This is a genomic window from Mesorhizobium sp. PAMC28654, assembly GCF_020616515.1.
In the GTDB taxonomy this organism is placed as follows: domain Bacteria; phylum Pseudomonadota; class Alphaproteobacteria; order Rhizobiales; family Rhizobiaceae; genus Mesorhizobium.
In genome coordinates, this window is record NZ_CP085135.1 from 3,321,900 (window position 1) to 3,342,127 (window position 20,228).

A 20,228-nucleotide genomic window follows, 5' to 3' on the forward strand; every position below is an offset into this window, starting at 1 on the left:
GGATAGAGAGGCTGGAAAACCTATCGGAGAATGAAGGCGCCGACGGCCAGGATCAGGACGAACAGGATAAGCGCCGAAAAGAAGCCGGCCGCGAAGAAGCCGAAAGCCATCGCTATGAGAAGGGCCGCGCAAAAAAGCGACCCGTATTTGGCCAGCACGAGGAAGCCCGCATAGGTGCGGTCGTGCTCGGCATAGTCCATCTTCGCGCCCAGTTCGACAGGACCGGTCGGCGAGTGATCAGCCATAGGAATACCCCTTCGAAGACATCATTCAGGCACATAGCGAAAAGCCGAGCCAAGGGCAATGGCGCTATTGCCGCATTGCTGCGGAGAACTGTCTCAAGGGAAAGTTTAAACCGGCTGCCGGCAATCGTGCGCGATGCCTTTGGGACAAGTCCGCCGCGCCAGCCCGGCGCTTGTCAGCCGGCGAGATGCGGAAACAAACCAATCAGACCGACGACGAGGTAGAGCGCGACGATATAGTTCAGCAGACGAGGCATCACCAGGATCAGCACGCCGGCGATCAGCGAGATGAGCGGGGTGAGCGCGAGCGTGGAGATGTGCATGCCGGAATCCTTCCAATTGCGCGGCCAGAGGCCCTGGCCGAAGCTGTTCCATGGCAACCCGATGCGTCTTTCACGCTGCTGCCGCCACCAGAACGCCGGACGAGCCGGAAAGCTCCATGCGCGAGCCCAAAAATCTCGGATGTCAGGCGGCTTCGCTGAAGTACTTGGCGGTGGGCAAAATAGTCAGCGGCGCAAGTTCACCATTGGCCGGCCGATGAAACAGCATTCGCTGTTCGAAGGCCGTGGATTGGAAGAACGGGAAACGATCCAGCGTGGCCTCCATGTTTTCGGAACATTTCGACTGGAACAGATGCACCGGCACGGTGAGTCCCGGGTAGGTACGGGGCGGAACGGCCTGTTCGGAACGGAATATACGCTGGTAGAAACTGGAATGTTCTTCCTTGATCGCGGTCAGGCAATAAGTAGCCTTGAATTTATTGCAGGCCACTACGGCAAGCCGCAGAGTTACATAAGGCAGGACACGCAGGCTGGTCGACCATTCAAGATCGGCCGCGAAGCGGCTGGGGTCGACGAAAGTTTCTCCAGCCGACAACCGGCGTGCCAGCACGTCGCCAAAGACATCGGTGCTGGGTGAAACAGAGTATTTCGCGCTCGCATAGTGAATCCTGATGGTGCTCACCAGGGCTCCGTCGAAGAACACGCCGAAGCGGTAGGAATTGGGCAGATCGTCGAACTTGTCCTTGACCATGCGAGAGGCGTCTGGCTTCACCATGCCTGCATGGACATAGGAATTGTAACGAAGCCGATAGATCGCTTCCAAATCCTCACCGCTATCGCAAAGCCGGTACTCGATGTGCTCCAGAACGTCCATGACGTGGCGCGAGAAACCGGATGAGGATGGAGGTGTCGTCTTCGAAGCCGCTCGGGCCAAGCCTAGCTGTTGCGTGTCCATGTGTCCCTTCACCCCGCCACAGGACAACAATAGCGAACGCACGGAAGAACCAGAAGTAAAATTCCCATCTTTTCCGTTTACTGAATATTAACGTTAACAACAAGGCGACGCCGACCGAGACGCAATGACTGTTCCACCTCACATAAGGGCTAGTTTTTGGCGAGCTTCACGACCGGTTTCAGCTCGGCGGCGAACGGCCACGTAACGTTGGACATCGTCCGGATGCCCGATGCGCTAAGCGCCGCACCGAACAGGAAGCCCTGGACCAGGTCCGGCTTGACCTGCTGGGCCAGGATCTTCAGCTGTTCGAAGGTTTCGACGCCTTCGACGGTGACTGAAAGGCCCAGCGGCCGTGACAGGTTGACGATACCCTTCAGCAGTTCCAGAGAACGGCTGTTCTGCGTGACGTCCATCAGGAACGACCGGTCGATCTTGATCTTGTCGAGCGGCAGCTTGTGCAGATAGCTCAGGCTTGAATAGCCGGTGCCGAAATCATCGAGGGCGATGCGCACGCCAAGCTGCTTCAGCTCCTCGATATACTGACGCGTCAGCGACTTGTCGTCGAGGAGCGCCGTTTCGGTGACCTCGATTTCCAGGCGACCCGCGGCAAGGCCGGAACCAGCGAGCGCGTCGCTAACCTTCTGGACAACGTCGCGATTGCGGAAGTCCTTGGCGGAGAGATTGACCGAGACGCTGGTCTGATCGGGCCATTTGGCGCATTCGGTGCACGCCGCCTGAAGGACGAAGGTGCTGATCTCGGAGATGATGCCCATTTCCTCGGCCAGCGGGATGAAGATGCTCGGCGAGATCGGCCCGAGATCGGGATGATCCCATCGGCACAACGCCTCGCAACTGGCGATCCGCATCGTGCTCATCGCGACGATCGGCTGATAGACCACCCGTAGCCCCTTGCTTTCCACGGCGCTGCGCAGGTCCGCCTTCATCAGCTGGCGATTGCGGAAAGCCGCGTCCATCGAAGCCTCGAACAGCCGCCAGTTGTTCTTGCCCAGTTCCTTGGCCTTGTAGAGCGCCAGGTCCGCCTTGACGATCATCTCATCGACATCGGTGACCGCTACCCGCGAAAGTACGGCGCCCACGCTTGCTTGTATGCGCAGAACATGGCCGGCGACATCCACATCGCCCTGCAAGCCGGCAAAGATGTCGTCGAGCAGCCCGGCCAGGTGGGTTTCGTCTTCGATCCTATCGAAGAAGATCATGAACTCGTCGCCGCCAAAGCGGCTGACATTGATGTCCTGGCCCGCGATGGCGGCAAGCCGTTCGGCGACAGCGTAGATCAATCCGTCACCGACCGGGTGACCGAGCGTGTCGTTGACGCTCTTGAAGTCGTCAAGATCGACCACGGCGAGCGCACAAAGGCGGTCCCGGTCGCCGGAAGCCATGCTTTCGCCGACCAGCTCGTGGAAATAGGCACGGTTTGGCAGGCCGGTGAGGCTGTCGTAACGCGCCATGAAGCGGATCTTTTCTTCCGCTTCGACGCGAGCCGTCACGTCCTCGAAGGTGATGACCCCCAGTTCCTGGCTGCCTTCGCGCGCTGAGAACTCGTAGTGCTGGCCATTGGAAAACGAAACAAGGACCTTGCGGTCTCGCCCCTCGCGAAGCGCGCGCGTGAGCTGCGCCTCGATATAGCGGCATTCCTTCGGGGCCAGCATGCCGCCGGCGACGCCACGCATGAGCAACGAATGGATCGAACGCCCAAGCAGTGCATCGGGAGATTTCAGCGACATCAAATGCGCGGCTTCGGCATTGCCGACAACCACCTTGCCGTCCGGGCCAAGCATGACGAGGCCGTGAGGCATCGTGTTCAAAGCACGGTCAAAGCGTTGTGCGATCTGTCTTGCTTGCTTGTGCCCGACAACGGCCGAGAACAGGACATCGCGCACATGGTCGGCGCTGCCCTTGATGATGAACATGAATGGGACGATGAGCAGGCCGAGCACAACATGAGGTATGTCGAGCCTCAGAATGAGGGCCGCCGCTATCGGCCCCACAAAGGTCACGGCAAAAATCATGACCATGCGGGGCGAACCGTAGTTGCGCCCTACGACCGTGACGAGCGATCCGAGTGTAATCGCAAGCGCCCCGATCTCGGCATAGGAATCCGAGTACCAGTAGATGGAAATGAAGCAGAAAAACCCCAGGATCAGGCCCTGAATGCTGCCCTTCAGGACGTATTCGCGTTCCCACCGCACCGCGTCGAGCGCATCGCGTATGACACCGCCCGACGTGTGGAACCGCCGCAGGCCGAAATAGCGCCAGACACCGATACCAAGCAGAGCACCGGCAAGAAACAGGAAGACGGGCTGGCCATTGCGCCAGTACACCATGAGGCTGACCGTCGCGTGGCAAACGGCGCCAATCACCAGCATGTGCGCGTTGTCGAACAACGACCGCACAAACTGGATATAAACATCCGCGGGGATGTTATCGGTCTTTGTTCTGCCCATTACTGGTGCCCAACTGAACCCCAGCCTTGGCACAGGCCCATTAAAAAACCTTTAGTATCAGCTGAAAAGCCTGATTTCTCCGTGATTTCCAGCTATTCCGCCGCCTGCAGCTCAGTTGGCTTTACCGACGCCCTGAAACGTTCGAGAAGGCGCCGGCGCTCGCCTTCGACGCTTGCCACCGAAGCCTGCCTGACATGGCCGTAACCGCGAATGAGCGCGGGCACGGAGACCAGTGCCGTCGCCGCCTCGATCTTGGCGGGCACGAGCGCGCCGCCGACCAGATCCAGATCCGCCTCATATCGCGCGAGAAGCTGGCGGTCCATGCGGCGTTCGGCGCTGTAGCCGAACAGGTCGAAGGCCGTGCCGCGAAGGGCCTTCATCGCCGCCAGCACGCGAAACCCCTTCATCATCCATGGTCCGAAGCTGGATTTCCTAGGCTTGCCGTCATTGCCGCGCCTGCCCATGATCGGCGGCGCGAGATGGAATTCGAGTTTGTCGTAGCTCTGGAACTGCTTGCCCAACTCGGCGACGAAGGAGCCGTCGGTATAGAGCCTCGCCACCTCGTATTCGTCCTTGATCGCCATCAGCTTGAAAAGGTTCCTCGCCGCGGCCTCGCTCACCACGGTCGAGCCCGGCACGGCCTTGGCTTCGGCGGCGCGCAGCGCAGCCAACCGGCCAGCGTAGCGCTTGGCATAGGCGGCGTTCTGATAGGCGGTCAGGAAGGCGACACGCCGGGCGATGATGTCGTCCAGCGTCTCGGCGACAGGTGTCTGCGCGGACTTACCCGGCTGGGCAACGAGGCCGCGCACGAAATCCGGCTGATGGGCGGCGCGACGACCCCAGCGGAACGCCGAGATATTCATCGCCACGGCCTCGCCGTTGAGTCCGATCGCCTTCTCGACCGCCTCGGCCGACAGCGGCAGCCCGCCGTGCTGGAAGGCAAAGCCGAGCATGAACATGTTGGCGCCAAGCGAATTGCCGAACAGCGTGGCGGCGGTGCGGGTGGCGTCGAAGAAATGCGCCTTGTCTTCGCCGGCGGCAGTGCGGATCGCCTTCTTCAGGCGTTCTACAGGCAGCGAGAAATCGGCGGAACGGGTAAATTCGCCGGGCATGATCTCGGCGGTGTTGGCGACGAATATGGTGTGGCCCTCGCGGACCGCGCCGAGCACCTTCTTGGCGCCGGAGACGACGAGGTCGCAGCCAAGCACGAGATCGGCCTTGCCGGCCGATACGCGGATGGCGTTGATATCGTCGGGCGTGCGGGCGATGCGGACATGGGTGAACACCGAGCCGCCCTTCTGGGCGAGGCCGGCCATGTCGATCATGCCGCAACCTTTGTCCTCGAGATGCGCGGCCATGCCGAGCACAGCGCCGACGGTGACGACACCGGTGCCGCCAACGCCGTCGATGATCGCCGCCCAACCCTGTTCGCCGAGCGGGAATTCAGCGGGCGTGGGCACGCCGTCGAGCGGATTGGCCTTGCCGGCAATGCCTTCGGCCTTCCTGATCTTGGCGCCATGCACCGTGACGAAGGATGGGCAGAAGCCGTTGACGCAGGAGAAATCCTTGTTGCAGCTCGACTGGTCGATCTTGCGCTTGCGGCCGAACTCGGTCTCGACCGGCTGGATCGAGACGCAATTCGACTGCACGCCGCAATCGCCGCAGCCTTCGCAGACGAGTTCGTTGATGAAGACGCGCCTGTCGGGATCGGGAAAGGTGCCTCGCTTGCGGCGGCGGCGTTTTTCGGCGGCGCAGGTCTGGTCGTAGAGCAGCACCGAAACGCCCTTCACGTCGCGCAATTCGCGCTGGACGATGTCGAGGTCATCACGGTGATGGATGGTGGCGCCGGCGGGGAATTCCGCCTTGCCTGAATATTTATCCGGCTCGTCGGTGACGATGGCGATGCGGTCGACGCCCTCGGCGCGCACCTGCCTCGCGATCATGTCGACGGTCAGGCCGCCTTCGTGCGGCTGGCCGCCGGTCATGGCGACGGCGTCGTTGTAGAGGATCTTGTAGGTGATGTTGGCGTCGGTCGACAGCGCGAAACGGATCGCCAGCGTGCCGGAGTGGTTATAGGTGCCGTCGCCGAGGTTCTGGAAGATGTGGTCGCGCTTCGAGAACGGCGCCTGGCCGACCCATTGCGCGCCCTCGCCGCCCATGGCGGTGAAGCCGACGGTGTTGCGGTCCATCCACAGCGCCATGAAATGGCAGCCGATGCCGGCGGCGGCGATCGAGCCGTCCGGCACCTTGGTCGAGGAATTGTGCGGGCAGCCGGAACAGAAGAACGGCGTGCGCGAACCGATGTCGGTGGTGTCGGCCAGCATCGCCTGGAACTGGCGCAGCTTTGCCACCCGCGCCGAAATCTCTTCCGACGAACCGATGGTCCTGACGATCCTGTCGCCAAGCGCGATGGCGATCTCGTTGGGATCAAGCGCGCCCTTGGCCGGAAACAGCCAGTCGCCGCGTTCGTCCTTCTTGCCGACGATGACCGGCTGCATGGCGGTGCCGTAGAGGCTTTCGCGCAGCTGCACCTCGATCAGCGAGCGCTTCTCCTCTACGACGACGATGGTGTCGAGGCCGCGGGCGAAGTCGGCGATATGCCGCAGGTCGAGCGGCCATGGGCAGCCGACCTTGAACAGCCGGATGCCGATGCGGTTGGCCGCCGCTTCATCGACGCCGATGTCGTCCAGCGCCTGGCGGACATCGAGATAGCTCTTGCCGATGGTGATGATGCCAAGCTTCGGGTTGCGGCCGCCCGAATAGACCGTTCTGTTCAAGGCGTTGGCATGGATGAAGGCGGAAGCGGCGGCGCGCTTGTACTCGTGCAGCCGCTCTTCCTGGCCGAGCATGTCGATCTCGTTGCGGATGTTGAGCCCGCCGGGCGGCATGTCGAACTCGGGATCGACGATGTTCAGCCGCTCCATCGAGGCGTCGACCGAGGCTGTCGATTCGATGTTGTCCTTGACGCATTTGATCGCCGCCCAGGTACCGGCGAAGCGCGACATGGCGAAGCCGTAGAGCCCATAGTCGATGATCTCCTGGACACCGGCCGGATTGAGGATCGGCACCATCGTGTCGACGAACAGGAATTCCGTGGCGTGCGCATTGGTCGAGGATTCGGCCATGTGATCGTCGCCCATCAGGGCAAGCACGCCGCCATGTTTCGACGACCCGGCGAGATTGGCGTGGCGGAACACGTCGCCGGAGCGGTCGACACCCGGTCCCTTGCCGTACCAGACCGAGAAGACACCGTCATGGGTGCCTTCTCCCATCAATTCGGCCTGCTGCGAGCCCCAGCAGGCCGTGGCCGCGAGCTCCTCATTGAGGCCGGGCTGGAAGACGATATCCGCCTGGGCAAGCTGCTTCTTGGCTTTCCAAAGCTGCAGGTCGAGGCCGCCTAGCGGCGAGCCGCGATAGCCGGAGACGAAACCGGCCGTATTCAGGCCGGCGCGGCGGTCGCGCTCGCGCTGCATCAACAGCATGCGGATGACCGCCTGCGCGCCGGAAAGGAAGATGCGCTCCTTCCCCAGGTCGAACTTGTCGTCGAGCGCGACGTCATGCAGCGTCATCAGGTATTTCCTCTGCGGAGGCCGCGCGGGGGTCAAGCAGCCAACGTCGGGGTCGAATGGCGCAGTGTTTATCCCCTTGCCGGGCAGGTCAAACAAAATCGCAGGTGCCAGACAAAGCGCAACGAACAGACCGACCGGCTCGATGCCTACGTATGAAATCGTTCAGCCGATGTCACCGTGACGCACGAAAATTTCTGCGCGGTATGGATAGGTGGGCCGCTGCGCCTCACAAGCCCTTCGAGCAATCGGGCTTGGGTTCGCCGGGAAGCTTGCCATCGGGATGGCCGGCAAGGTCGGGATTGGCCGTATAGAGCTGGTCGATGACCAGGGGCCGGTCGGGAATGATCGACTGGTCCTCGGTCGACATCAGCGTGGTGTCGATCTTCTGAAGCACCGCACCATCGGGACCCTTGATGCTGATGGCGATCGCATAGGGCTTGTCCTTGACAACGCAGGTCAGCGCCGGGCTCTCCAGCGACACCTTGTCGAGCTTGGGCCATACTTTCTGCTCGACCACAAACGGCGCGCCGCCGGCCGGGTTCTGGAAGCTGGCGACTGCCATCTGGCCCTCACCCATGGGCTGCAAGGGCCTCAGCGTCACCACATAGGTCGCCCGCGCGAGACGGTAGTTGAAGACGAATATCTTGCCGGAAATCTCGAACAGCTTGCCTTCGCCCTCCTTGCCCGTGTCGCGGCAAGCGCCGAGCGCCAACGCCGCGGCAAGAGCGAAACCCACGAGGATCGAGCGCGACGGAAATCTAGGCATTGCTCACCTCATTGGGCGTGCCGCGGCGGCGGCGATAATGACGGCTGGCCTTCTGGCGGTTGCCGCACACCGCCATGTCGCACCATAGCCGGCTGGAGTTGCGGCTCCTGTCGACGAACAGCCAGGTGCAGTTGGGACAGATCCTCAGCCTTGCGACCGTATCGTCACGCAGCAGCGACAGGGCCGACACCGCCAGCGCCGCCTCGAAGGCGATCGGTGTCGCCGGGTCGCCGAACGGTCTTCCCGGCGCGCCGATTTCGGTCCTGCTGCCGGCAAGCCCATCGGCACAGGCTTGCAGGAAGCCCGGCAGATCGCCGGTGGCGACAGCACCCTTCGACACCGCGCCCCGAAACAGCCGGTCAGTCGTCTCACGGATCGAGATCACGACCGGCGCGATGGCTTGCGGCGACTGCGCATCAAGCTGCCTGCCACCAAGTTCGGTGGTGCGAAAGCCGCTTGCCGCGTCGGCGAAACGAGCGATCTCGTGCGGATCGTCGAAACGATCGAAGGTCTTTTCCGGATCGCCTCGCAGCACGACCGTGTTGGCCGTGTCGAGCGCCAGCAGGCCACCGGTGAAGCGATGCGGGGTCCAGGATACCGTCATGCCCGAAATCTAACCGATAAATCGCATTTGACAAGTTAGATTCCACAATGCAAATCTTCCTGCAAGCGCAGCCTCCGCTGCCTTTGTTCCGAGCATGTCACCCCAAAATCGCTGCGCACTTTGGGGTGACATGCTCGCAGGGTTTTGCATGCTGTATTTTTTCCAGCAGGTTCTGAACGGACTGCATTCCGGCGCGCTCTACGCCTTGCTTGCTTTCGGCTATGTGCTGACCAACGGCCTCCTGCATCGCACCAACCTCGCCTATGGCGCGCTGTTCGCCTTCTGCGGCCAGACCATGATCCTGGCCGCGGTCTTCGCTTATCAGGTGCTTTGGTTGACATTGCTGGCCGCTGTGGCGTTCGGCATTGTCGCGGCGTTCCTTTACGCGGCGCTGATCAGCCGCGTGCTGTCGCGCAGCGTCTTCGAGCCGCTGGCCGATCGAACGCCCAACGCGATCGTGGTCACCACGCTGGGCATATTGCTGGTTCTGTCGGAGGCAAGCCGCATCGCCGCCGATACCCATGACCTGTGGTTGCCGCCAATGCTGGCGTACCCAATCGCCTTCGCGCAGGATGCAAGCTTCAAGGCGACGCTGACACTCATCCAGTTGCTCGACTGCGCGGTGGCGCTTTCGACCATCGCGCTCGCCACCTGGGCATTCGCCCGATCGAGCTTCGGCCGACGCTGGCGCGCCGTGTCCGACGACCCCAGGGCGGCGGCCATGTGCGGCGTCGACGTGCGCGCGACCTTCCGCGGCGCGGTGCTCTATGGCGGCCTCTGTGCCGCATTGGCTGGGATATTGGCAGGTCTCTACTACGGTAATGTCAGCTTCGGCTCCGGCCTGGTCTACGGACTGAAGATCCTGTTCGTGACGGCGGTCGGCGGATACATGTCGCCGTCGCGAGCGGCACTCGGCGCGGCCGCCTTCGGCATGGCCGAATCGCTGTGGGCTGGCTATTTTCCGGTCGAATGGCGCGACGCGTGGATGTATCTGTTCCTCGTCGCCATGCTGGTGCTGATCGGCGCCGGCCGCGACCAGGGCAAGATCGCCTGAGCATCAGACTTTCGTTGCATGCGGCCCGCGGCCCCGAGCATTGTTTCGGACGCGGACGGACGCCGCGGTCCCTTGATTTGCTGACGATCACCGACCGGACAGTCAATTTCGGCTTTCGGATCCAGAAGCCTTTCCACTTTCATCTCGCCATGACGGCGCCCATCCCGTGTTGACCCGCCGGACCACGCACGGCATACCGTTAGGCCACGGAGGCGCTTCGAAAAAACTGGGAGATCGGCGCGCCTTTGCCATCGGGGGGAGGAATGCATGGCAGGGCTTCTCGCTCTATCCAGAGCCATTGACCGTATGAATGAATTCATCGGCAAATGGGTTTCCTGGCTGATCCTGCTGGCGATCCTGGTCAGCGCCTGCAACGCGATCATCCGCAAGGTGTTCGACATGTCGTCGAATGCGTGGCTCGAACTGCAATGGTATCTGTTCGGCGCCGCCTTCATGCTCGCCGCCGCGTATACGCTCAAGCAGAACGAGCATATCCGCATCGACATCGTCTACGGCATGTTTCCGAGGCGCGTGCAGCACTGGATCGACCTTCTCGGCCACGCCTTCTTCCTGATGCCATTCGTGACGCTGATGGTGTTCTATTTCGTGCCTTATGTGTCCCTGTCGTTGCGCAGCGGCGAGATGTCGACAAATGCCGGCGGCTTGATCGTCTGGCCGGCGAAGGCGATCCTGCTGGTGGGGTTTTTCCTGCTGGCACTCCAGGGCATCTCCGAGATCATCAAGAAGATCGCCATCATGCGCGGTTTGATGGATGATCCCAATCCGTTCATTTCCGCGCATGAGCAGGCCGAACTCGAAGCCAAGGCGCTCGCCGAAGAGGTGCGCCCGTGATGGAGTTCATCGCCCAGAACATGGCGCCGATCATGTTCATCTCGCTGATCCTGTTCATGCTGATCGGCTACCCAGTCGCCTTCTCGCTTGCGGCAAACGGCCTGTTGTTCTTCTTCATCGGCGTCCTGCTGACACCGTATTCAGGCGGCGCGATCAATCTGGACTGGCCGCTCCTCTACGCGCTTCCGGACAATTTCTACGGCAGCCGGGTGATGTCCAACGACACGCTGCTGGCCATCCCCTTCTTCACCTTCATGGGCATCGTGCTCGAACGGTCCGGCATGGCGGAAGACCTGCTCGACACGATCGGACAGCTGTTCGGCCCCATTCGCGGCGGCCTCGCCTATGCGGTGATCTTAGTCGGCGCGCTGCTCGCGGCGACCACCGGCGTGGTGGCCGCCTCGGTCATAGCCATGGGGCTGATCTCGCTGCCGATCATGCTGCGCTACGGCTATGACCGCAGGCTGGCGTCCGGCGTCATCGCCGCCTCGGGCACGCTGGCCCAGATCATCCCGCCGTCGCTGGTGCTGATCGTGCTCGCCGACCAGCTCGGCCGTTCCGTCGGCGACATGTATGCGGGCGCATTGATACCCGGCCTGGTGCTGACCAGCCTCTACGCGCTGTACATCCTGATCATGTCGATCATCCGGCCGAAGTCGATGCCGGCGCTGCCGCTGGAGGCGCGCACGCTTGGCCATGGCGTCCTGTCGCTGCTGGTGGCGCTGGCGGCGGCCATCATCGTTTCCTACGCCGCCTACCGCTACCTGGCGCCGGCGCATGGCGACAATGCCGACATCCTCGGCGGCAGCGTCGGCGTGATTTTCATTTATCTCGTCGCGATCGCCGACAGGCGCCTGAACTTCAACCTGATGTCGCGGCTGGCGCAGCAGGTCATCATCGTGCTGATCCCGCCGCTGGCACTAATCTTCCTGGTGCTCGGCACGATCTTCCTCGGCATCGCCACACCAACCGAGGGCGGCGCCATGGGTGCCGTCGGAGCGCTGGCCATGGCCGCGATGAAGGGCCGGCTGTCGCTGGATGTGGTCAGGCAGGCGCTGGCCTCGACGACACGGCTGTCATCTTTCGTGCTGTTCATCCTGATCGGTGCTCGCGTCTTCTCGCTGACATTCTACGGCGTCAACGGGCAGATCTGGGTCGAGCATCTGCTGACCTCGCTGCCGGGCGGCGAGGTCGGCTTCCTGATCGGCGTCAACATCCTCATCTTCTTCCTGGCCTTCTTCCTCGATTTCTTCGAACTCGCCTTCATCATCGTGCCGCTGCTGGCGCCTGCGGCCGAAAAGCTCGGCATCGATCTGATCTGGTTCGGCGTGCTGCTGGGCGTCAACATGCAGACCAGCTTCATGCATCCGCCGTTCGGCTTTGCGCTGTTCTACCTGCGCTCGGTCGCCGCCCGCGTGCCGTATCTCGACCGCCTCACCGGCAAGACGATCCAGCCGATCACCACAGGCCAGATCTATTGGGGCGCGGTGCCTTTCGTCGGCATCCAGGTGGTCATGATCGGGCTGACCATCGCCTTCCCGCAGATGGTGATGCACTACAAGGGCGCGACGGTCGATCCAAGCGGGATCGACTACCAGGTCCCGGAAGTGCCGGGCCTGGGCCTGTCGCCAGCGGGGACGCCACCCGTCAATGGCAGCCCGGCACCGGCCAATGATGGTGCGGCACCTGACCTGTCACAGCCGCCAAGCTTTGGCGAGACACCGCCGGCCAAGCCAGAGGCGCCGGCCACCGATCTGTCCCAGCCGCCAAGTTTCAATTGAGGTCATGACGCCAGGCGTCCTTCCAGTCGCGCAACGCAAGCTGTAGCGTCCTGATTTCGGGCCATGCGCCAAGAGGTGACAGTCATGAAAGCGGTACGCCTGGAGGCGGTCGGCAGCATCGCCATGCACGACGTCGGCAAGCCCTCCATCGGGGCTGATGAGCTTCTGGTGCGGATCGAAGCCTGCGGCGTCTGCGGCACCGACCGGCATCTGTTCCACGGTGAATTTCCCTGCCGGCCGCCGGTTACGCTGGGCCATGAATTCTCCGGCATCGTCGAGGCAACCGGACCCGCGGTCTCCGGCTTTGCCGTCGGTGACCGCGTCACCGGCGACCCCAACATCGCCTGCGGCCGCTGCTCGCATTGTCATGCTGGAAGGGTCAATCTGTGCGGCAATTTGCAAGCCATCGGCATCCATCGCGACGGCGGCTTTGCCGAGTATCTTGCCCTGCCCCGGAAACAGGCCTTCCTCCTGCCAGCTGGCCTGAAGCCAACGCATGGCGCCTTCTGCGAGCCGCTTGGCTGCTGCCTGCATGGCGTCGACCTCGCGGGCATCAGGCCCGGCTCCTCGGTCGCCGTGCTCGGCGGCGGCGTGATCGGGTTGCTCACCGTGCAACTGGCGAGACTTGCCGGGGCTTCGACCATCATTCTGTCGACCCGCCAGGCCTCGCGCCGGGCCCTCGCCGAAGAACTGGGTGCCACGGCGACGGTCGATCCCAATGCCGCCGATTTTTTCGATACGGTGATCGGGCCATCAGGCCTGGCGCCGGGCGGCGTCGACGTGGTGCTGGAATGCGCCGGCGTGAGGGAAACCGTCGAGCAGTCGATGCGGCTGGCGAGAGCCGGCGGCACGGTGGTGATTGTCGGCGTGATGCCGCAGGGCATGAAGGTGGAGATCGAACCCTTCGACCTGTTGTTCCGCGAACTGAAAATCCTGGGTTCTTTCCTCAACCCCTTCACGCACCGACGCGCCGCCGATCTCATCGCCTCCGGCGCCATCGAGATCGACCGGCTGATCTCCAGGCAGGTGACGCTCGAGGAGGCTCCGGTGGTGATCGCCAATCCGCCGGCGGCCGGTGAAGTCAAGGTGCTGGTGGTGCCCAACCGGACCTGAGATGCCCTGTCTCCTGGCGGGTCCGTCGGCCGCCGGCTTGCCGCTAGAGCAAAATCCGAGCGGATAGAATCGATAGGGGTTTCGTTGGGATTGGAAATCTGATTCAGCATATCTGCTGGATTCGGAGGCCGGCATGGCATGGCGAAATCCTTATCGGAAGATTTGCGGGCTCGGGTGGTCGCAGCGGTTGATGGCGGCCTGTCGCGACGGGCGGCAGCGGCGCGATTTGGCGTGGCGGCGGCAAGCTCGGTGCGTTGGGTCCGGGAATGGCGCGAGACCGGAGCCACCTGCGCAAAGCCGCAGGGCGGCGACAGGCGGTCCCACCGCGTTGAAGCGTATCGCGACATCATCCTGGCGGCGATCGAGAGGCGGGTGGACATCACGCTGGTCGAACTCGCCGAGTTGCTGCGACAGGAGCATGGCGCGTCGTTTGCGACGAGCACGATCTGGCGGTTTCTCGATCGTCACTCCATGACCTTCAAAAAAAAAAACGGCGCACGCCAGCGAGCAGGAGCGGCCAGACGTGGCGGCGCGACGAAACGCCTGGTTCGACGCCCAGCCCGATCTTGATCCCGAGCATCTGGTCTTCATCGACGAGACCGGAGCCTCGACAAAGATGGCTCGACTGCGGGGGCGCACGAAGCGCGGGATGCGGTGCCGATCGCCAATCCCGCATGGCCATTGGAAGACGACGACGTTCACCGGCGCCCTGCGCCTCACTGGCATGACCGCGCCAATGGTCCTGGACGGCCCGATGACTGGCGAATGGTTTGTCGCCTATGTCGAGCAGGTTCTCGTGCCGACGCTGCGGCCCGACGATGTCGTGATCCTCGACAACCTGCCGGCGCACAAAAGCGCAGCCGCCCGTGTGGCGATCGAAGCAACCGGCGCAAGGATGATGTTCCTCCCGCCCTATTCCCCCGACTTCAACCCGATCGAGAACGCCTTTTCCAAGCTGAAATCGATTCTACGCAAAGCCGCCGCACGAACCGTCGCGGAATTGTGGGATACCATCAGCGCCGCACTGCCTTGCTTCACACCAACCGAGTGCGCCAACTACTTCGCCGCAACAGGATATGAGCCGGAATGATCAGATTCTGCTCTAGCCTGCCGATCGTCTATTCAGCGCACGCTGAAAAAGACATGACCGGTTCGGTAGTCCGGTCTCTTCCCTTCCTTTGGGGGAAGCCTGTCCGTCGCATGAATGCGGGAGGACCCACGGCCGGCAAGCGAGGCACAGCCCGCGAGCCGGTTGGGTCTTGGCACGATTTTCGATTGTCACGTTCCTGCCGGTTCACGGTCCACGGCCCGCCTGTTCGCATTCAACTCGTGACAGGACATGACCATGAAACTCAACCATATCAATCTTGTAACCCTCGATGGCGTCGCCCTTGCGGACTTCTTCACCAACCATTTCGGCTTCGAACTTGTTGCCATGCGCGGCAAGAATGCCTTTGCCGTCCTAAGTGGAGCCGATGGCTTCGCCCTCAACATCATGAAGCCCGGCAAAGGAGAAACTGTCTCCTATCCCGATGGTTTTCACATTGGCTTCTTCGTCGACATGCCAAACATAGTCCATGAGAAGCACGCCGAATTGGCCGATGCGGGACACGCGCCGGGTGAAGTCCAGGAGTTGACGCGTGGCGGCGCAATGTCGACCACATTCTACTGCCATGCGCCGGGCGGAATACTGGTGGAGGTCAGTTCCTCGGCCGCATGAGAAAAGAGACCTCGGGCGCGCGAGCCCGGGGTCTCTTTGAATGCGAAAAGCCAGAGCGCCTACAGCTTGCCCTTGCGCTGCTGGACCATCATGAAGGTGTCGTAATTGTATTCGGCCACCTGCGCCCAGAGATAGTGTTCCTTGCGGAAGCCCTTGATCGATTCCCAGATCTTCTTGAAGGGCGCGTTGGAGGCTTCCATCTCGGCATAGACCTCGTTGGCCTTTTCGAAGCAGGCGGCCATGATGTCCTGGCTGAACGGCCGCAATTTCGCGCCGCCCGCCACCAGCCGCTTCACCGCCGGCGGATTCACATAGTCGTATTTCTGCAGCATATCGGCATCCGTCGCCTGGGCAGCGGTGCGCACCAGCGATTTGTAAGCCGGCGAAAGTTCTTCGTATTTCGCCTTGTTGAAGAGAAGGTGGACGGTCGGTCCGCCTTCCCACCAGCCGGGATAATAGTAGTAGGGCGCGACCTTGTAGAAGCCGAGCTTCTCGTCGTCATAGGGGCCAACCCATTCGGCGGCGTCGATCGTGCCCTTCTCCAGCGCCGGGTAGATATCGCCGCCGGCGATCTGTTGCGGCACGACACCTAGCCTTTCAATCACTTTGCCGGCAAATCCGCCGATACGCATCTTGAGGCCGGACAGATCGGCGACGGTGTTGATCTCCTTGCGGAACCAGCCTCCCATCTGCACGCCGGTATTGCCGCCAGGCAGGCCGAAAAGACCCTGCGTGGCCAGAAATTCATTGAACAGGTCGATGCCACCGCCATGGTAGTGCCAGGCATTCATGCCGCGTGCGTTGAGAGAGAACGGAACCGCCGCACCCAGCGCCCATGTCGGGTCCTTGCCCCAGTAATAATATGCCACCGTGTGAGCGGCTTCGACCGTGCCGGCAGCAGTGGCGTCCGCGGCCTGCAGGCCTGGCACCAGTTCGCCGGCGGCGAAGACCTGGACCTGGAAGTTGCCGTCTGTTGCATCCGAGAGCATCTTCGAGAAGACCTCGGCGCCGCCATAGATCGTGTCGAGCGATTTCGGAAAAGACGACGCAAGGCGCCACGTCACCTTGGGATTGGACTGGGCAATGGCGGGCGCGGCAAGCGTTGTGGCGGCAGCCGCGGCTCCCACGCCAGTCGTCCCGGCCTTGCGGATGAATGAACGACGATCCATGAAGTTCCTCCCTTTTGGATCAACAGACCGACGTTTGGGAAATCCTCGATACCCCCCGTATCGGCTTGCCGGAGACAATACACAGGCAATAAGTCGAGTCCAGCATCGCGGCGTTATTTGCGGGGCGGGGATCGCGGAATTGCAAGGCGTGGACGCACTTCCTGCAACTATAGTCTAACGCGATGGGCAAGACCTTTTGATCGGGTCGGGATGCTGCTACGCGGACTGCCGGGAACGGTGACCCCTGGCCCAGTCGTCATTCCAAAACTTGTCATGGAAAAGCGCCTTGGGATCGCCTATTTTAGAGGCGAATAAGCCTTCGCCACTGAATGGAAACCGTATCCAAAATGCACCAGCCGCTCGTCGCCATATCGACCGACGTCCGTCAGTTCGACAACTACACCTGGCATGCCGCCCCGCAGCAATATCTGGAGGCGGCGATCGTGGGCGCGGGCGTGTTCCCGTTGCTGGTGCCGTCCTTCGGCGACAGGCTCGATTTCGATGAACTGCTGTCTTCCGTGGACGGCGTCATGGTCACCGGTTCGAAATCGAACGTGCATCCGTCACTTTATGGCGGCGATGCCAGCGAGGCCAACGGTCCGTATGATCCCGCGCGCGACGCGACAACACTGCCGCTGATCCGCAGGGCCGTGGAGCGCGGCGTGCCGCTGCTGGCCATCTGCCGCGGCATCCAGGAGATGAACGTGGCGCTCGGCGGCACGCTTGCCACCGAGATCCAGGAGCGCGAGGGTTCGCTCGATCATCGCGCGCCGGCAAGCGACAGTCAGGACGAACGCTTCGGCATTCGCCAGAAAGTGACGATCAAGCCCGGAAGCTGCCTCGCCGGCGTCTTCGGCGAGGTTGACATCATGGTCAATTCGGTGCACCGCCAGGCCGTCGACCGGCTTGGCCCGAAGCTGCAACTGGAGGCTGTAGCCGCCGACGGAACCGTCGAGGCGGTGTCCGTCAAGGATGCGCGCGCCTTCGCCGTGGGCGTCCAGTGGCACCCCGAATACTGGGTCAAGTCGGACAACGTCTCGGCAAAGATATTCCGCGCCTTCGGCGACGCCGTGCGCCTGCACGCCGCGGCGAAATCCGGCGCCCGCGCTGCCGCGGAATAATCGATCACGCAGACCTACTCGCCGGTTGCCGCAAGCGACAGCAGCGGCATTGCCGGCGCGTAGGATTCGTAGCCTTCACCATCGGCCACGCCGAAGGTGACGATCGGATCGACACCATTGGTGCTGAAGGCGACCGTACCGTCATCCCTTTCTCGCCAGAATTTCGCGCGCTCCATGCCGGGGAAAACCAGCCGGCAGTCCGAAGCGACCATGAGCTTGGACAAGCCTTTCGAAATCTCGACGCCGCGCCTGACCGCGCATGCCGCTTCGTCGCCATTGGCGGCCAACCGGTAATTGCCGGATGACGGCGCTTCATCGACAGAACCCACGGAGCCTTGATCGCCAACATCGCGAAGCAACTGGAAGCCAGCGACCAAGGCGGCGACCGCAACCAATGCAGGAAGTATCCGCATCCTGTCTTCTCCGCGCACGCGACCCGCACGAGTGAAGGATACAGAATGATTTCAAAGCATTAAGCTGGCGTTAATAAGTGTGGCAGCAGCTCTTCAAGCCCGCTCCTTGACCTGCACCGTCTCGGGCACCGGTGTCCGCGGCTTCCGGTCGGTGAACCAGGACACCAGATTGTCGACGCAGAGATCGGCCATGGCGCGGCGGGTATGCTCCGAGGCCGAGCCGACATGCGGCAGCAGCGTGGCGTTCGGTGCTGAGAGCAGTGCCTTCGGCACGTTCGGTTCATTGGCGAAGACATCGAGCCCGGCGGCCGCAATGGTGCCATCGGCGAGCGCGGCAGCAAGGGCCGCTTCATCCACGGTGCTGCCGCGGCCGATGTTGACGAAGACGCCGTCCGGGCCGAGCGCCGACAGGATTTCCTCGTTGACCGCCTTTGCCGTCGAAGCGCCACCGGGCGCCACCGAGATCAATGTGTCGACCGCTTCGGCGAGCCCCTTCAATGTCTCGTGGTATTCGTAGGACAGGCCTTCGACCCGGCGCCGATTGTGATAGGCGACAGGCAATCCGAACGCTTCCAGGCGCCGGGCAATGGCCAGGCCGATGCGGCCCATGCCGAAAATACCAGCCTTGCGGCCACGCAGGGTCAGCCGGCTCAAGGGATAGTCGCCGTTGCGCGCCCAACTGCCGTCACGTAGCCAGGTTTCGGCGCGTGGCAGTTCGCGGATGGTGTTGATCAGCAGTCCGAGCGCGGTGTCGGCGACTTCCTCGGTCAACACATCCGGCGTGTTGGTGACCATAATGCCCTTCTCCGCCGCATGGCGGGCATCGATCGAATCATAGCCGACGCCGAAACTGGCGATGATCTCGAGATTTGGCAGCGCATCCATGAAGGCGGCGCTGATACCGGCGAACGAGGCAATGCCGCGCACGGTGCGCCGCATCTCGTCGGTAACCAGCGTCGGGTCGGCGCGCTCGATCCTGACCGGGCTGAATGTCCGCTCAATGCGATCGACCGCGTGGTCATTGAAATTGCTGGGCACCAGAATGGCGACGGGCAGCCTCTGTTCAGCCTTGGTCATACGCGTTCCACCGGCTTGCCGGTCGACTGGCGTACATGCAGTTCCGGCTTGATGAGTTCCTGCGAGGGACGCACGGTCTGACCGTTGAGCTTGTCCAGCAAGGCGCTGGCGGCACGGCGGCCGACCTCGCGCTGGCCGTTCCACACGGTGGTCAGCGCCGGTGTGGCGATCGCCGCCTCCTCGAGATCGTCATAGCCGGTGACGGAGATGTCGATGCCCGGCACCAGTCCAGCGCGGGCAATGCCGTTCATCAGGCCGATGGCGACGAGATCGTTCCAGCAGCAGGCGGCGGTCGGCCTGTCCTTCAGCGCCAGGAACTGCCCGGCCGCCTCGAAGCCGGCCTGCTTGGTGCGCGGGCCGGCGATGCGCCAGGACGGCCTGACTTCCAGCCCGGCGGCTTCCATGGCGTTGACGTAGCCCTGGTAGCGGTCGCGGCCGGTGGACGTCTGGTCTGTGCCGCCGATCATGGCGATGCGCTTGTGGCCGAGCGAGATCAGGTGGTTGGTGGCAAGCCCGGTGCCATAGGCATCGTCGCCGCGAAACACCGGCACGTCGGCACCCTCGACCGTGCGCGCGATCAGCACCGCCGGCAGGCCGTTCTCCTCGGCCATAACGATATCGGAAGCCGGCGTGCCGATGGCCGGCGACATGATGACGCCGTCGGCACCGAGCTGCAGCAGCGTGTCGATGAAGGTGCGCTGCTTTTCCAGCTGGTCGTAGTGATTGGACAGGATGAAGGTCTGGCGGCTGCGGTCGAGCTCGCTTTCGATCGAGCGCAGGATCTCGGCGAAGAACGGGTTCATGATGTCGTGCACGACGACACCGACAATGCCCGAGCGCGAGGTGCGCAGGCTGGCGGCGCGGCGATTGTAGATATAGCCGATGGCGCGGGCATGCTCCTTGATGCGGTCGCGCGTGGCACCGGCGACCAGCGGACTGTCGCGCAGCGCCAGCGAAACCGTGGCCGTGGACACGCCAAGCGCGTCCGCGATCGTCGAAAGCTTGATCTTCTGTGCCAGCGCCTTGCGCTCCCCAACCTATTTAAA

General features: G+C 62.7%; 18 protein-coding genes. 7 read left to right on the plus strand and 11 right to left on the minus strand.

Going from position 1 to position 20,228, the window contains the following annotated elements:
- Positions 1-20 precede the first annotated feature (20 nt).
- The 7 genes from LGH82_RS16215 to LGH82_RS16245 all read right to left on the minus strand — a co-directional run bounded on the left by LGH82_RS16215 (position 21) and on the right by LGH82_RS16245 (position 8,882).
- A complete protein-coding gene (locus LGH82_RS16215) occupies positions 21-245 on the minus strand; it encodes an aa3-type cytochrome c oxidase subunit IV (RefSeq protein ID WP_227349416.1) in 225 nt (74 codons plus the stop codon).
- 173 nt (positions 246-418) lie between these two features.
- Positions 419-565, minus strand: coding sequence for a DUF3096 domain-containing protein (locus LGH82_RS16220; RefSeq protein ID WP_227349417.1), 147 nt, complete (start codon positions 563-565; stop codon positions 419-421).
- 142 nt (positions 566-707) lie between these two features.
- Positions 708-1,478, minus strand: a complete 771-nt coding sequence (locus tag LGH82_RS16225) for an N-acyl amino acid synthase FeeM domain-containing protein (protein ID WP_227349418.1) — start codon at positions 1,476-1,478, stop codon at positions 708-710.
- Between the two features lie 149 nt (positions 1,479-1,627).
- A complete protein-coding gene (locus LGH82_RS16230) occupies positions 1,628-3,943 on the minus strand; it encodes a putative bifunctional diguanylate cyclase/phosphodiesterase (RefSeq protein ID WP_227349419.1) in 2,316 nt (771 codons plus the stop codon).
- A 92-nt stretch (positions 3,944-4,035) separates the two neighbouring features.
- Positions 4,036-7,512 (minus strand): indolepyruvate ferredoxin oxidoreductase family protein, encoded by a 3,477-nt coding sequence (locus tag LGH82_RS16235; RefSeq protein ID WP_227349420.1) that lies wholly within the window; start codon positions 7,510-7,512, stop codon positions 4,036-4,038.
- Between the two features lie 226 nt (positions 7,513-7,738).
- Complete coding sequence (locus LGH82_RS16240) at positions 7,739-8,278, minus strand: hypothetical protein (protein ID WP_227349421.1); 540 nt, start codon at positions 8,276-8,278, stop codon at positions 7,739-7,741.
- Positions 8,271-8,882 carry a CGNR zinc finger domain-containing protein gene (locus LGH82_RS16245; protein WP_227349422.1) on the minus strand — a complete coding sequence of 204 codons (612 nt, stop codon included), beginning with the start codon at positions 8,880-8,882 and terminating at the stop codon, positions 8,271-8,273. The genes LGH82_RS16240 and LGH82_RS16245 overlap by 8 nt, the downstream gene beginning before the upstream one ends.
- 148 nt (positions 8,883-9,030) lie before the next feature.
- On the opposite strand from LGH82_RS16245, the gene LGH82_RS16250 reads away from it, so the two are divergent.
- The 6 genes from LGH82_RS16250 (at position 9,031) to LGH82_RS16275 (ending at position 15,402) form a co-directional block, all read left to right on the plus strand.
- Positions 9,031-9,936: a branched-chain amino acid ABC transporter permease gene (locus tag LGH82_RS16250; protein ID WP_227349423.1), complete on the plus strand. Its 906-nt coding sequence runs from the start codon at positions 9,031-9,033 to the stop codon at positions 9,934-9,936.
- A gap of 267 nt (positions 9,937-10,203) precedes the next feature.
- Positions 10,204-10,788 (plus strand): TRAP transporter small permease subunit, encoded by a 585-nt coding sequence (locus LGH82_RS16255; RefSeq protein ID WP_227349424.1) that lies wholly within the window; start codon positions 10,204-10,206, stop codon positions 10,786-10,788.
- A complete protein-coding gene (locus LGH82_RS16260; RefSeq protein WP_227349605.1) occupies positions 10,788-12,569 on the plus strand; it encodes a TRAP transporter large permease in 1,782 nt (593 codons plus the stop codon). Before LGH82_RS16255 ends, LGH82_RS16260 begins: the two co-directional genes overlap by 1 nt.
- Before the next feature lie 84 nt (positions 12,570-12,653).
- Complete coding sequence (locus LGH82_RS16265; RefSeq protein WP_227349425.1) at positions 12,654-13,682, plus strand: zinc-dependent alcohol dehydrogenase family protein; 1,029 nt, start codon at positions 12,654-12,656, stop codon at positions 13,680-13,682.
- A gap of 138 nt (positions 13,683-13,820) precedes the next feature.
- Positions 13,821-14,772 (plus strand): IS630 family transposase gene (locus LGH82_RS16270; protein ID WP_227343924.1). Its coding sequence is split into 2 segments (ribosomal slippage): positions 13,821-14,162 and positions 14,164-14,772, totalling 951 coding nucleotides; the frame shifts between segments, so codons are not numbered across the junction.
- A 255-nt stretch (positions 14,773-15,027) separates the two neighbouring features.
- A complete protein-coding gene (locus tag LGH82_RS16275) occupies positions 15,028-15,402 on the plus strand; it encodes a VOC family protein (protein ID WP_227349426.1) in 375 nt (124 codons plus the stop codon).
- 59 nt (positions 15,403-15,461) lie between these two features.
- Here the strand turns inward: LGH82_RS16275 and LGH82_RS16280 are convergent, their stop codons facing one another.
- Positions 15,462-16,571 (minus strand): TRAP transporter substrate-binding protein, encoded by a 1,110-nt coding sequence (locus tag LGH82_RS16280; RefSeq protein ID WP_227349427.1) that lies wholly within the window; start codon positions 16,569-16,571, stop codon positions 15,462-15,464.
- 347 nt (positions 16,572-16,918) lie between these two features.
- Here LGH82_RS16280 and LGH82_RS16285 point away from each other — a divergent pair, with 347 nt between their 5' ends.
- A complete protein-coding gene (locus LGH82_RS16285; protein ID WP_227349428.1) occupies positions 16,919-17,692 on the plus strand; it encodes a gamma-glutamyl-gamma-aminobutyrate hydrolase family protein in 774 nt (257 codons plus the stop codon).
- Between the two features lie 14 nt (positions 17,693-17,706).
- Here LGH82_RS16285 and LGH82_RS16290 read toward each other — a convergent pair whose 3' ends face one another.
- The 3 genes from LGH82_RS16290 to LGH82_RS16300 form a co-directional block, all read right to left on the minus strand.
- On the minus strand, positions 17,707-18,105 hold the full coding sequence (locus LGH82_RS16290; RefSeq protein ID WP_227349429.1) for a hypothetical protein: 399 nt from the start codon (positions 18,103-18,105) through the stop codon (positions 17,707-17,709).
- A gap of 93 nt (positions 18,106-18,198) precedes the next feature.
- Positions 18,199-19,182 carry a 2-hydroxyacid dehydrogenase gene (locus LGH82_RS16295; protein ID WP_227349430.1) on the minus strand — a complete coding sequence of 328 codons (984 nt, stop codon included), beginning with the start codon at positions 19,180-19,182 and terminating at the stop codon, positions 18,199-18,201.
- Positions 19,179-20,201, minus strand: coding sequence for a LacI family DNA-binding transcriptional regulator (locus LGH82_RS16300; protein WP_227349606.1), 1,023 nt, complete (start codon positions 20,199-20,201; stop codon positions 19,179-19,181). Before LGH82_RS16300 ends, LGH82_RS16295 begins: the two co-directional genes overlap by 4 nt.
- Positions 20,202-20,228 lie beyond the last annotated feature (27 nt).

Bases quoted from the DNA above. Each gene is read 5' to 3' on its own strand.
- LGH82_RS16290 (WP_227349429.1), bottom strand. From the start codon at position 18,105: ATGCGGATACTTCCTGCATTGGTTGCGGTCGCCGCCTTGGTCGCTGGC.
- LGH82_RS16275 (WP_227349426.1), top strand. From the start codon at position 15,028: ATGAAACTCAACCATATCAATCTTGTAACCCTCGATGGCGTCGCCCTT.
- LGH82_RS16265 (WP_227349425.1), top strand. From the start codon at position 12,654: ATGAAAGCGGTACGCCTGGAGGCGGTCGGCAGCATCGCCATGCACGAC.
- LGH82_RS16230 (WP_227349419.1), bottom strand. From the start codon at position 3,943: ATGGGCAGAACAAAGACCGATAACATCCCCGCGGATGTTTATATCCAG.
- LGH82_RS16225 (WP_227349418.1), bottom strand. From the start codon at position 1,478: ATGGACACGCAACAGCTAGGCTTGGCCCGAGCGGCTTCGAAGACGACA.
- LGH82_RS16215 (WP_227349416.1), bottom strand. From the start codon at position 245: ATGGCTGATCACTCGCCGACCGGTCCTGTCGAACTGGGCGCGAAGATG.
- LGH82_RS16240 (WP_227349421.1), bottom strand. From the start codon at position 8,278: ATGCCTAGATTTCCGTCGCGCTCGATCCTCGTGGGTTTCGCTCTTGCC.
- LGH82_RS16245 (WP_227349422.1), bottom strand. From the start codon at position 8,882: ATGACGGTATCCTGGACCCCGCATCGCTTCACCGGTGGCCTGCTGGCG.
- LGH82_RS16255 (WP_227349424.1), top strand. From the start codon at position 10,204: ATGGCAGGGCTTCTCGCTCTATCCAGAGCCATTGACCGTATGAATGAA.
- LGH82_RS16250 (WP_227349423.1), top strand. From the start codon at position 9,031: ATGCTGTATTTTTTCCAGCAGGTTCTGAACGGACTGCATTCCGGCGCG.
- LGH82_RS16260 (WP_227349605.1), top strand. From the start codon at position 10,788: ATGGAGTTCATCGCCCAGAACATGGCGCCGATCATGTTCATCTCGCTG.
- LGH82_RS16235 (WP_227349420.1), bottom strand. From the start codon at position 7,512: ATGACGCTGCATGACGTCGCGCTCGACGACAAGTTCGACCTGGGGAAG.
- LGH82_RS16285 (WP_227349428.1), top strand. From the start codon at position 16,919: ATGCACCAGCCGCTCGTCGCCATATCGACCGACGTCCGTCAGTTCGAC.
- LGH82_RS16220 (WP_227349417.1), bottom strand. From the start codon at position 565: ATGCACATCTCCACGCTCGCGCTCACCCCGCTCATCTCGCTGATCGCC.
- LGH82_RS16295 (WP_227349430.1), bottom strand. From the start codon at position 19,182: ATGACCAAGGCTGAACAGAGGCTGCCCGTCGCCATTCTGGTGCCCAGC.
- LGH82_RS16280 (WP_227349427.1), bottom strand. From the start codon at position 16,571: ATGGATCGTCGTTCATTCATCCGCAAGGCCGGGACGACTGGCGTGGGA.